Below are 9,377 nucleotides of genomic sequence, written 5' to 3'. Positions count from 1 at the left end.
CCCGGCGCAATACCGTGCCCAGGCCCTCGCGGCTTAGGATCTCATTTAACCAGTCCAACCTCCGGGGACCAGTTCACCGGTGAGGGAGCGTCGGGGGTTGGGCGGCAGGATGTGAGAGAGGGTTTCGTAAGATCTTTCCGCCCTGCTCCGGCGTAGAATTTTTTGCGTAGGAGGTGGCGAAATGACCCTAGTATTGAACACAGCCACAACCGTCCTGCCCGTGGATGACAAAGAGCGCGCCCGTCGTTTTTACGCGGAAACACTCGGACTGCCTCATCGCGGCGTGGCAGATGACGGAAGCGAATTGTTTGGCAGCGGCGACGGCCCCATGCTGCAGCTGATGCCGGTGAAGGATGGCAGGCACTCCGAGCACACTACGCTGAGCTTTGAGGTCAGGGACATCGAGCGGACCGTTGATGAAATGGAAGCCCGCGGCGTCCGGTTCCAGGATTACGATCGCCCTGATCTGAAGACTGGCGAACACCACATTTGTACTACCGATTCCGAAAAGTGCGCATGGTTCATGGACACCGAGAACAATATTCTCTGCGTTCACGAAACCCTCGGCATTCAGCAGGCGGAGTACCAGCTCTAGCCCGGTGGCCCTGCCGGTGACCAAGCCGGCCAGGGCGAAGAGGACCGGCGTCCCGGCTCAGCGGGACGCCCTATCTTTTTGCCTGCTTCAGGGTGATCAAGGACCACTCGGCCTCACGGCGATTCCGGCGGCGTCGCGGACCACGGTGTAACCGGCCGCTCCTGCCTGACGCCGTCCACCGTCACGTCCACCCGTTCGTTGAAGAAACTCACCAGCCCGTGGATTTGGGCGGCATCGCGGAACCGCTGGTCGTACATCCACGCGATGTTCCGCCCGGTTTCGGAGTGCGGATAGGTCCAGTAGCTCGCCGTCCCCTTGTACGGACACACCGTCTTCTTGGGGCTGGGCTCCATGATGTCCAGCAGGACGTCCGCGGGCGGGATGTAGTAGCGCACCGGCAGCATGGTCTCGTAGAGCAATTGGGCGGCGTTCGTGGTGGCCAGCGTGACGTCGTCGAGCCTCACTTCAACGGTGAGGGACGAGGCCCGGATGTCCACGCGGTGGAACGGATCACGGGGGTGGCCGATGATCTCCTCGTCGTCCTCCAGCCAGTCGAAGGCGTTGAAATCCAGCACCACGTGGCCGGCGAGGTCGGGGTCGGCCGGCCGGAAGGCCGCGCGGGGCAGTCTCGCCCCGGAAGTCACGACGTCGAACTCCTCGCCGTCCGCTGTGTGCCGGCCGAAACCCGTGCGCGGATCCAATGCATGCGGTCCGTCCAGGCCGAGCCTGAAACCGTGTTCCGCAATCTGGCCCGGCTGCTGCTTCGGTGGCGCGAGTTCGGCTTGAAGGTCCACCTCGGGCACGGCATAGATGGGAGTAACGCGCTTGGGCTCCCACACCAGGAGCGCATACAAAGTGTCGACGACGGCGTTCCCGTCCACCATGGCCCGGACCCGTTTGGGAGTGGGCTGGTACCGCAAATGGGGGAATGTGCCGAAGAGGACTTCGGATAATTTCGTGGCCATGACTACAGGGTGGGCGCCACATATCCGGCCGTCAATGAGTGCCCCCGGAGAGCCCTCCGGCGGACGTGCGGGAAGAACGGACTTAGCGTGCCGCGTGGAGCCCGTTGAATGCCATTGTGATGACGTCGTCGGCCAGCTTTTCGGGGGAGAGCGAGCCGCCGGGCTTGTACCATTCGACGATCGAGTTGATGGTGCCGAACAGGAGGCGCGTAACCGTACGGGGATCGATGTCCGCGCGGAGGGAACCTTCATCGCGGGCGGCGGAGATCAGGGCAGCCACTTTGTGGTCGAAGGTGCGGCGGCGTTCCATGGCGTCACGCTCGATGTCCGTGTTGCCGCGCAGGCGCAGCAGCAGCGTGACGAACGGAAGCCGTTCCACCAGCACGGAGATCGTCTGCCTGAGCACGAACTCCAGCCGGGCCTCGGCCGTTCCGGTCTGCGCCTGCGGCTGCTCGAGGATGGCCTCCAGTCCGCCCAGCGCCTCTTCAAGGGCGAGCTTGAGGAGGTCGCCCTTGGACGGGACGTGATGGTAGATGGCCGACTTGGAAATACCAAGGTTTTCGGCGAGGATGCCCATGGACGTGGCGTCGTAGCCGTGGCGGTTGAAGACCTCGACTGCGATCTGCAGCACCGACTGCTGGTCGTATCCGGGGCGGCCGCGCTTGGTGGGTGCATCAGGTGTGGACATACCGGCTATTTTCTCATGAACGTTCGGTTATTAGGCGCAATCGGTGTCATGGACCAGAAATCCCTTGCCTGCGCCGTGCCCCGGTGCTAGAAAGCTTGTAGAGGAACTATCGGCACGGCGCCGGTTCTGACTCAAAAGTTTCAAGGATCGGGACGGGATCAGGCACGTTGGGCTGCCCGGCTGGCGGTTAGCCATCGGCACGTCACAGCGCTGTCGCGCATTGGCAGTAGTGCACTGAATGCCTCCCGTAAAAGGATGGTCCCCGGCTGCAGCAGCCGGGGACCTTCCCCATGTCGGTGACCTTCCGACGTCGGGCGCTTTATGAAGGGTGGGCGCCGCCCTAGCCGGCGTTCTCCTCCAGGGTGAGGTCGCGGTCCTTTGTCTCCGGGGCCTTGATCGCCTGGAACAGCGAGATGCCGACGATGACCATCATGTACACGGCGATGGGCCAGTAGGAGCCGGTGGCCCAGGCGAGCAGCCCCGAGCAGATGATGGGCGCGATGCCGCCGCCGAAGATGGCCGAAAACTCGCGGGCAATAGCCACGCCGGCATACCGGTACTTGGAGCCGAACAGCTCGGCGTACATGGCCGACTGTGCCGCGATGCCGCCTTCCACGGCGAAGGTGAAGCCGACTGCGTAGACGAGGGCGATCAGCCAGACGTTGCCGGTGCTGCTGAGCCAGAACGCGGGGAAGGAGAACAGGAAGAGGAAGGCGAGGATGAAGACGTTCACCGGTTTGCGGCCCCAGCGGTCGGTGGCGCGTCCGGCGATCAGCGCGGCGGGAATGGCGAAGAGGCCGCCCATGGCCAGCATCTGGGGGATGAGTGCCTTGTCGATGTTGACCACGGAGATCAGGAAGGTGCCCAGGAACGCCTGGTAAATGTAGGAATGGGCGTGGGTGCCCATGTTGATGAGGAAGACCTGGCGGAGCGGGCGGCGGCCCTTCTTGATCACCTCCGAGACCGGCGAGGCTGCCTCGACGTGCTCCTTCTTGAGTTCGGCGAAGACCGGTGATTCCTTCATGTTGCGGCGGATCAGGTATGCGGCCACGGTCACGAGGGCGCTGGAAAGGAACACCAAGCGCCAGCCCCACGATTCGAGGTCTTCGCGCGGCAGCAGCTGCACCAGGATCCAGGCGCCGGAGCCGAAGACGGAGCCGACGGCGGCACCGGCCCATACCAGCGAAGTCATCGCGCCGCGCCTGCCCTTGGGGGCGAACTCTGCCAGCAGCACCACCGCGCTGGCCATTTCCGCGCCGGCGCCGAAGCCCTGGATGAACCGCAGCACGGTCAGGAGGATCGGGGCCAGGATGCCCACGGATTCGTAGGTGGGCAGCAGGCCCATGGCAAAGGTTGCGGTGCCCATCAGGGCCAGGGTGGCCACGAGCACGAACTTCCGGCCGATTTTGTCGCCGTAACGGGAGAAGAACAGTCCGCCCATGGGCCGGGCAATGAAGCCGACGGCGTACGCGCCGAAGCTGGCGATGAAGCCGACTGCGGGGGAGACGTTGGGGAAGAACAGGGTGTTGAAGATGATGGCGGTGCCCACGCCGTAGACAACCATGTCGTAGTTTTCCAGAACGGTTCCGATGAACCCTGCCCAGCCGGCGCGGCGGAGCTCGGTCTTATTGACGGCGACCGGGTGGAGGGCGCCATGTGGCGGGGTTCCCGTAGGCAAGGGAGTATGCGTCATTGCTGTTCCTGTTCTGGAGAAAGCACCCACCACTGCGTGGGCGCGCTTTCCAGACTAGGGGTTGAAAGCCGCATTTGGCAACCGATTGCCTAAGTTGCGGCAACATATGCCGAAAATGGCGAACCTGCGGACGGCCCGCGTGGAATACCAGGCACGCCAAAAGGGTCCGGGGGGACCCGGACCCTTCGTGGCTGCTGCCCGGTGGGGCCGCAAGTGTACGTTCGCGCTATGCCTTCGGGCGCAGGTCGTAGATCCGGCGGAGTTTGCCGTTTGAGCGCTCCAGCGACCCGGGCTCGACGACGTTCACGGTGCAGGAGGACCCGACGTGGATCTTGATCTGCTGCTGCAGGACCTTGGCGGCCGAGGCCACGCCCTCTACTGAGACGGATTCCCGGCGTTCGATCTTCACCGTGAGCTGGTCCATCCGCTGCCCCTCGGGCCGGGTGAGTTCCAGCTGGAAGTGCGGGCTGAGCTCGGGGATGCGCAGCGCGATTTCCTCGATCTGCGAGGGGAACAGGTTCACGCCCCGCAGGATGATCATGTCGTCGCTGCGGCCGGTGATGCGGCCCATGCGGCGGTGCGCGGGGCGGGCGGTGCCGGGGAGCAGGCGGGTGAGGTCCTTGGTGCGGTACCGGATGATGGGCAGCGCTTCCTTGGTGAGCGAGGTGAACACCAGTTCGCCGTGTTCGCCGTCGCCCAGGACCTTCGTGGGGTCGAATGCGTCGATGATCTCGGGGCGGAAGTGGTCCTCCCAGATGTGGCTGCCGTCCTGGGTTTCCACGGCTTCACCGGCCACGCCGGGGCCCATGACCTCGGACAGGCCGTAGATGTCGCAGGCCTTGATGTTCATGGTGGTTTCGAGCTCGTGGCGCATTTCCTCGGTCCACGGCTCGGCACCCAAAACGGCGTACTTGAGTGAGGTGGAGGCCGGGTCGATGCCCTGCTTCATCATCGCGTCGGCGATGGTCAGCAGGTAGGTGGGGGTGGCCAGGATCGCGTCGGGCTTGAAGTCCTGGATCAGGGTGATCTGGCGTTCGGTCTGGCCGCCCGAGATCGGGATGACCGTGCAGCCCAGGGCCTCGGCGCCGGCGTGGGCACCCATGCCGCCGGTGAACAGGCCGTAGCCGTAGGCGTTGTGGACCTTCATGCCAGGCCGGACGCCGGAAGCGCGGAGGGAACGTGCCACCAGCTTGGCCCAGTCGGCGAGGTCCTTCTTGGTGTAGCCCACCACCGTGGCGCGGCCGGTGGTGCCGGAGCTGGCGTGGATGCGGGCCACCTCGTGCTGCGGCACGGCGAACATGCCGAAGGGGTACTCCAGGCGGAGGTCTTCCTTGGTGGTGAAGGGGAACTTGCCAAGGTCGGCCAGTTCGCGGAGGTCGGTGGGGTGGACGCCGGCCTCGTCGAACTTGCGCTTGTACAGTGGAACGCGGTCATAGGCGTAGGCGACCGTGTGCTGGAGGCGGCTCAGCTGCAATGCCTCCAGCTCGTCGCGGGATATCGTTTCTTCGCGGTCCAGCACGGCGTCGGTGGCAGCTGCTGGTTCAGTGGCGTGGAGGGTCATCTGGGGTCCCTGTTTCTATTTCTTGGAGATGGTGCGGCTGCGGCCGCGGAACTCGGCGATGAGCTCGCCCGGGGTTTCATCATTAGCGCTGCCGTCGGCAGTGCCGGCGTTCGTGCCTGCGGGGGCGGCGGTGTTGGTGCCTGCGGCGGTGTGGGGGTCTGCGGCGTAAATCTGGACGTCGTAGAGTCCGCTGCGGCCGGCATGGGCGCGTCGGTTGGCGACGGCGGTGATCACCTGGCCGGTGAAGGCCGGCTTGAGGAAATTGATGTCGACGCCGGACGCCACGGTGATTGTGTCGCCGTCGGCTCCCGCCGTGCCGGCAGGCGGGCCCGCCGGGTTGCAGGCCAGGGCAAATGCGGTATCGCCGAAGGCGAAGATCATTCCGCCGTGGGCCATGCCGAAGCCGTTGAGCATTTCCTGCCGGAGGGTCATGCGGATGGTGGCGTGACCGTCGTCCACTTTGAGGACTTCGATGCCCATCCATTCAGAGGCATAGTCGTTTTCAAGGATGGGGTGGGTGGCCCCGGAGAGCGTTGCTTCAGCCATGCGTCATTGCCTCCAGCTTTATTTACCGAATGTTCATTAGGTAATCCCATTTTGGGGCATGCTGTCAAGAGCCGCTGGTTTTTCCGGTGGTCGTGCGAGGGTGTTTGTGGGTGCTTCCCGGTCCGGCTAGCTGCCCCACATCTCGGAACTGGTCAAGGACGTGAACACGAACATCCCGCCGACAAAGGCGAAGAATCGCTGATCCCGAACTGGAATGGGAATATCAGTTTTCCGCCGGTGAGGGCTGAACCTTAGGAATCAGGCGCGATCGGCGTACGATCGGAGGCGGGGGAAGCCGACCCATGACAGGGGACGCCATGAGCGGAATTTTGGGGCAGGCGCGGACGTACTCGAGTGCTTTGGGGGCGTCAAACTTGTTGGCCGGGACGTTTGTTTTTGATGCCAAATCCCGGGCCATGACGTGGTCGGACGAGGTTTACAGGATCCACGGCTACCGCCGCGGTGACGTCGTTCCAACAATGGAGCTGACGATGGCGCACAAGCACCCTGATGACCTGCCGCGCATCCAAGAGGTCAGCAACGAACTGTTCGCACATGGCGGTCATGTTGCCATCTACCATCGCCTGATCGATGCCGCGTCCCGCGAGCGCAAAGTGCTGACGGCGGGGGAGGCAGCGCTGGACGAGGCCGGCAAGGTGTCGACGATCTCGGGAGTCATGCTGGACCTGACGTCAACAATCCAACGGGAGACGGAACTGGCCGCGCGCGAAGCCGTCCGCGGCGCAGTGGCTACCCGGAGCACCATCGCGAAAGCCGAGGGCATCCTCATGGGCCGGCTCGGGATCGGATCGGATGAGGCCTTCCAACTGCTGACCGCCTACAGCAACAGCAGCAACATCAAACTCGCCAGTGTTGCATGCGGCCTCGTGGCACTTGCTGACAACCCTGCGGAGGCCACCGCGCTGGGGCGCTTCATCCAGCAGCTCAGCCGAGCCCGCCCGCCCCGCTGACCGAACTGACACCCGCCCCGCTGACCGTTCGACCGCGGCGGACCAGTCCCAGGCAGAGTGCGGCCGCTGCTGCGGCGGCAGCCGCGACGATGCCGAAAGGCACCGGATCGTTGCCCCCGCCGATGCCTACCAGGGGTGCTGCCAGGCCGCCGAAGGAAAACCGGGCCAGGCCCAGGAGCGAGGAGGCCGTGCCGGCGATGTCGGGGTACTCCTTGAGCGCAAGCGACGTGGCCGGCGGGCTGGTCACGGCCACACCGCTGACCATGGTGAACAGGGACAGGATGATCGCGATCAGCGGCAGATGCAGGAGCGCCGTGGCCAGCAGGCCCAGGGCGCCGGCGAGGGCCATGACCAGTCCTATGGCGAGGGTTCCCCGTTCGGACCAGTGCTCGGCCAGCCGGCCGGAGATGAACCCGAAGATCACGAAGCCCAGGGAGTTCAGTCCGAAGGCGAACGAGTACCCCTGCGGGGAGAGCCCGTACATGCCCTGGAGGATGTACGTTGCCCCGCTCAGGTAGGCGAAGATCGCCGAGTAGGTGAAGCCCGTGATCAGGACGGCGCCGACGAACATCCGGTCCGCCAGGAGCCGGCGGAAGTCATTGAGGGTGTGGGAAAGGCCGCCGGTGATGCGCCGGTCCTGCGGGAGGGTCTCCCGGAAGATCAGCAGGGACGCGACGAGGATGGCCACACCTACTGCGGCGAGGAAAAGGAACACTCCGCGCCAGTCCGTGACGGCCGCGAGCTGGCCGCCGATCACGGGGCCGATGATGGCGGCCAGCCCGCCGAGCACGGTGAGGCGGCCGTAGTAGCGGATCAGCTTCCCGCCCGAGTAGACGTCCCGGCCGGCGGCCTGCGCGATAACAATGCCCACAGCGCCGGCGAGGCCCTGGACGAACCGGGCGAGGATGAGGGTTTCGACCGTGGGGCTGAGCGCGCACAGCACCGAGGTGACCGTATAGGCGATCACTCCGATGATCAGCGGCTTCCGGCGGCCGAAGCGGTCCGACATGGGCCCGGCCACCACCTGCCCGATGGCCAGGCCGAGCAGGCACGCCGTGATGGTCAGCTGCGCCACGGACGTTGTGCTGCGGAGCTCCGCGGTGAGGGCCGGGAGGACCGGCAGGTAGAGGTCCATGGAAATCGGACCGAAGATTGTCAACAGCCCGAGTACCACCGCGAGCGGCCGGCCGACGGCCTGTCTGGGTGCGGGAGCAGGTCCGGGTGCAGTGGCGTGTGCAGGGGCGCCGGTGGCGGTCATGCTGGCTCCGTTCCAGTGGTGATGGGCTTGGTTTCCCATTCAACCCGGCCGCGCCCTTCCTAGCCACGGCTCTCCCTATCCGGGTTCTGGCAGTACCTCCCTAGGACCCGCCGCCCCGGTGTAGCGTGAACGAGTGGATAACAGGATGGCGGTGAGGGAGTTCCTCGCCTCAAGGCGCGCCAAGATCTCTCCGGAAATGGCCGGACTCACGCTTTTTGGCGGACGACGCCGGGTTCCCGGCTTGCGCCGCGAAGAAGTCGCCATGCTCGCCGGGGTCAGTGTGGACTATTACACGAAGCTCGAGCGCGGAAACCTGTCCGGCACATCCGAAAGTGTCCTCGACGCCATCGCCAGGGCCCTGAAGCTGGACGAAGCGGAACGTGACCACCTTTACAACCTTGCCAGGGCTTCCAACGCGTCCGGCAGGACCAAGCAGCGGCCCCTCCAGAGCGGGACCGTTCGCCCGCCCCTTCAGTTCATGCTGGACGCCATCACGGCAGCGCCGGCCTTCATCGGCAACCAGCACATGGACATCGTGGCGGCCAACCAGCTCGGCTATGCCCTGTACTCCGAGATGTACCGCAGTCCCGCCCGGCCTGCCAACCACTCCCGGTTCATCTTCCTTGATCCCAAAGCCCGGGACTTCTACCCCAACTGGGAACTGGCCGCCAACACCAACGTGGCCCTTCTGCGGACCTACAGCGGCCAGAATCCCTTCGACAAACGCCTGGCGGACCTCGTCGGGGAACTGTCCACGCGCAGCGAAGAATTCCGCACCCGCTGGGCAGCCCACAACGTCCGCCGCCACTACGCCGGCACCAAGATGTTCCACCACCCGGTCGTGGGGGAGCTCGAGCTCACGTACGAAGCCATGGATCTCGCCGAGGACCCCGGTTTCAGGCTGACCGTCTACCCGGCCGTGCCGGGATCGCCGTCGGATGAACGGCTGCGGCTGCTGGCCAGCTGGGCCGCCACCGAACACATCCGGGAGCTCGCCGTCGGGCCGGCCCAGGGGCAGCCCGCGGCGCCGGGCCGCACAGCCTCCGAGCCACAACCCCAGAGCAGGGATGTCCAGAGGTCCTGACCGTGGAAGTATGGAG

General features: G+C 65.2%; 9 protein-coding genes. 3 read left to right on the top strand and 6 right to left on the bottom strand.

Annotated elements, in window-relative coordinates; genetic code table 11:
• Window positions 1-181: 181 nt before the first annotated feature.
• Window positions 182-595, top strand: coding sequence for a VOC family protein (locus AC07YR_RS18825; protein WP_055804662.1), 414 nt, complete (start codon window positions 182-184; stop codon window positions 593-595).
• Window positions 596-708: 113 nt separating this feature from the next.
• Here AC07YR_RS18825 and AC07YR_RS18820 read toward each other — a convergent pair whose 3' ends face one another.
• From AC07YR_RS18820 to AC07YR_RS18800, 5 genes are all read right to left on the bottom strand, one after another.
• Complete coding sequence (locus AC07YR_RS18820; RefSeq protein WP_494734857.1) at window positions 709-1,560, bottom strand: DUF427 domain-containing protein; 852 nt, start codon at window positions 1,558-1,560, stop codon at window positions 709-711.
• Window positions 1,561-1,642: 82 nt separating this feature from the next.
• On the bottom strand, window positions 1,643-2,248 hold the full coding sequence (locus tag AC07YR_RS18815) for a TetR/AcrR family transcriptional regulator (RefSeq protein WP_494734856.1): 606 nt from the start codon (window positions 2,246-2,248) through the stop codon (window positions 1,643-1,645).
• 340 nt (window positions 2,249-2,588) lie between these two features.
• Window positions 2,589-3,941 (bottom strand): MFS transporter, encoded by a 1,353-nt coding sequence (locus tag AC07YR_RS18810; RefSeq protein WP_494734855.1) that lies wholly within the window; start codon window positions 3,939-3,941, stop codon window positions 2,589-2,591.
• 226 nt (window positions 3,942-4,167) lie between these two features.
• Window positions 4,168-5,502, bottom strand: coding sequence for a phenylacetate--CoA ligase PaaK (gene paaK, locus AC07YR_RS18805; RefSeq protein WP_494734854.1), 1,335 nt, complete (start codon window positions 5,500-5,502; stop codon window positions 4,168-4,170).
• Between the two features lie 15 nt (window positions 5,503-5,517).
• Window positions 5,518-6,048, bottom strand: a complete 531-nt coding sequence (locus AC07YR_RS18800; protein WP_494734853.1) for a hotdog fold thioesterase — start codon at window positions 6,046-6,048, stop codon at window positions 5,518-5,520.
• Between the two features lie 317 nt (window positions 6,049-6,365).
• Here AC07YR_RS18800 and AC07YR_RS18795 point away from each other — a divergent pair, with 317 nt between their 5' ends.
• Window positions 6,366-7,019 (top strand): PAS and ANTAR domain-containing protein, encoded by a 654-nt coding sequence (locus AC07YR_RS18795; protein WP_494734852.1) that lies wholly within the window; start codon window positions 6,366-6,368, stop codon window positions 7,017-7,019.
• Here the strand turns inward: AC07YR_RS18795 and AC07YR_RS18790 are convergent.
• Complete coding sequence (locus tag AC07YR_RS18790; protein ID WP_494734851.1) at window positions 6,994-8,277, bottom strand: multidrug effflux MFS transporter; 1,284 nt, start codon at window positions 8,275-8,277, stop codon at window positions 6,994-6,996. The two genes, AC07YR_RS18795 and AC07YR_RS18790, sit on opposite strands and share 26 nt — an antisense overlap.
• Before the next feature lie 133 nt (window positions 8,278-8,410).
• Between AC07YR_RS18790 and AC07YR_RS18785 the strand changes: the two genes are divergently transcribed.
• Entirely contained in the window at window positions 8,411-9,361 is a 951-nt protein-coding gene (locus AC07YR_RS18785) for a helix-turn-helix transcriptional regulator (protein WP_494734850.1), read from the top strand.
• Window positions 9,362-9,377 lie beyond the last annotated feature (16 nt).

Source organism: Arthrobacter sp. GW460-12-1-14-TSB2, assembly GCF_059423525.1.
This window is presented reverse-complemented; position numbering and strand designations above follow the sequence as displayed.

Excerpts from the sequence above, each read along its gene's own strand:
- AC07YR_RS18825 (WP_055804662.1), top strand. The coding sequence starts at position 182 with ATGACCCTAGTATTGAACACAGCCACAACCGTCCTGCCCGTGGATGAC.
- AC07YR_RS18790 (WP_494734851.1), bottom strand. The coding sequence starts at position 8,277 with ATGACCGCCACCGGCGCCCCTGCACACGCCACTGCACCCGGACCTGCT.
- AC07YR_RS18800 (WP_494734853.1), bottom strand. The coding sequence starts at position 6,048 with ATGGCTGAAGCAACGCTCTCCGGGGCCACCCACCCCATCCTTGAAAAC.
- paaK (WP_494734854.1), bottom strand. The coding sequence starts at position 5,502 with ATGACCCTCCACGCCACTGAACCAGCAGCTGCCACCGACGCCGTGCTG.
- AC07YR_RS18795 (WP_494734852.1), top strand. The coding sequence starts at position 6,366 with ATGAGCGGAATTTTGGGGCAGGCGCGGACGTACTCGAGTGCTTTGGGG.
- AC07YR_RS18820 (WP_494734857.1), bottom strand. The coding sequence starts at position 1,560 with ATGGCCACGAAATTATCCGAAGTCCTCTTCGGCACATTCCCCCATTTG.
- AC07YR_RS18810 (WP_494734855.1), bottom strand. The coding sequence starts at position 3,941 with ATGACGCATACTCCCTTGCCTACGGGAACCCCGCCACATGGCGCCCTC.
- AC07YR_RS18815 (WP_494734856.1), bottom strand. The coding sequence starts at position 2,248 with ATGTCCACACCTGATGCACCCACCAAGCGCGGCCGCCCCGGATACGAC.